This is a genomic window from Gemmatimonas sp. (assembly GCF_041689975.1).
Taxonomy (GTDB): Bacteria; Gemmatimonadota; Gemmatimonadetes; order Gemmatimonadales; family Gemmatimonadaceae; genus Gemmatimonas.
In genome coordinates, this window is sequence record NZ_JBDNFF010000103.1 from 1 (window position 1) to 1762 (window position 1762).

Below are 1762 nucleotides of genomic sequence, written 5' to 3' on the forward strand. Positions count from 1 at the left end.
ATCGTCGCGGGTCGATACGAGATGTTCCTGGGACATCTGCGTGACTGGCAGTCGATGGGCGGCGACAACCTGCTCGGCATGCTCGACTTCTTCCGATGCAGTCACCACACCGAACTCCCCCTCATAGACATCTGGAGTCACCTCGCCGCGTGGCGCATCGTGGGCACCGAAACTTTCTCTCCCAGTGATGTGATGGACATCCATCACATCTCGGCATTTATGCCGTACTGCACCCACATGGTTCTCGACAAGTCGATGATCAACGCCGTGCAGAGCCTCGGGCTGGACGCGAAATACGGAACCCGGGTCATGCGGTTGCGAGACGTTCCGTCACTGCTCGATTCTGATGCGTGACGCCAACGGAGACTTGCGGTCACCGCGGTCGGCGGGAAGGGCGAGATGACGCTTCTGCGACTGGCCTGCTGCCACGCTTGCCATGCGCCATCCCGTCGCTGCTATCAGCTCCCTCCTGGCCCAGTCCAGAGTGAAGCGGGCACTCTTTGAGGAGGTTGGTGTTCGCCTACGTAGGGTCCTCGGAGCTTTCGGAATGCCGCTCGGCCATAGCTATGAGGTCTGCATCGGAGTACCCGCGACCCAGAGGAATGTACTCAACGAAGCCCTCGCTGTAGACGAGATACATCGCCATGCCGTCGAGCTTGAAGACAACCTCGTGGAAGTCGGCCGGATCGGTCTCATCGGCCTTGACATCCGGCCGCTCGCCGCGCTCCCAGACGAGCTCCCCTCGATCGACGAACTCCAGGTAGTGAATGAACGATTGGTCCGGGCCAGCTGGAAGTTTACGGCCCTTGAGAGTGGACCTCTGCCGAGCCTGGTGCGCCACCAGGCTCTCGATCGCAGCATCGGGCAGGTCCTGTGGCCCGTCTGCCGGTGAACTTGTGGGATCGGACTGGCCAGCCGCGCTGACAACGACCACGAGGGACCGTATGACTCCTTGGAGCGCAGGGACCGCCCACGCCCCCGACCCTCCGCCCTGCGACATCGCGATGAGCGCAAGGTGCGACCAGGTCCAGCAGCTCCGCACTTGGTCAGGTCGGCTTCCGGCATGCATTCCCAGTTCACCCTGGAGCGCCGGCACCAGGGTGGACATGAACAGTTCGGGGCTGTCGACGGCGACAACCGCTCCTGCGCGCACAGCGGCACGGACCTTGCTGAGCCCTGGGATTGTGTCTGCCTGCACTTGAGGAAGGCGGTGGCTCTGGTCAACGGCGAGCCTGGCGGCAAACGGGATCATCGAGAGGACGTTCGTGGCGTCGCGTTCGCCGATCGTCGCTCGATCCCCGATCTCCGCCACGGCATCACTCATGCTGCCGAGGAGCAGGAATTCGAAGGCGGGTTGATTGAGTTCGGTCAAGTTCCGAAGTGGCTCGAGCAACGACCTCATGCGGTCATCCGGTGCTGGCTTTTGGCGCTTCTTTCCGAACACGAACTGTCCCCCTCGTCGTCAACCGAACGCCGTCTTCCCCGGCAGCCTTTCACGGTAATCGGGAACGGTGCGCCGCGAAACTGCGCAACGGACCTCTCCGCAGAGACGATCGTCGCTGTGGAGAGGCGTCCGATCAGCTGTGGCGGTTCTCCTCATGCTTGACCATCCCCCGCCTGAGGCTCGGGTTGCGCGATCTTGTACTTAGAGGTGTGACCGAGGGACGGCTTTTTAGCACCATTCGTCTCACCTTGCTGCCGAACTCACAATCGAACGACCCCGGCGGCCAGCGTTGCTGCCATTCGCCGTGCACACCACGAA

At 62.3% G+C, this 1762-nt stretch carries 2 protein-coding genes; one reads left to right on the top strand and one right to left on the bottom strand.

The window, feature by feature from the left end; genetic code table 11:
* A partial coding sequence (locus ACESNG_RS07075) for a hypothetical protein (RefSeq protein ID WP_373068363.1) occupies positions 1-354 on the top strand: 354 nt, incomplete at its 5' end.
* A gap of 166 nt (positions 355-520) precedes the next feature.
* Here the strand turns inward: ACESNG_RS07075 and ACESNG_RS07080 are convergent.
* The gene (locus ACESNG_RS07080; protein WP_373068365.1) at positions 521-1372 is read right to left on the bottom strand and encodes a hypothetical protein; all 852 of its coding nucleotides are present in this window, start codon (positions 1370-1372) and stop codon (positions 521-523) included.
* Positions 1373-1762 lie beyond the last annotated feature (390 nt).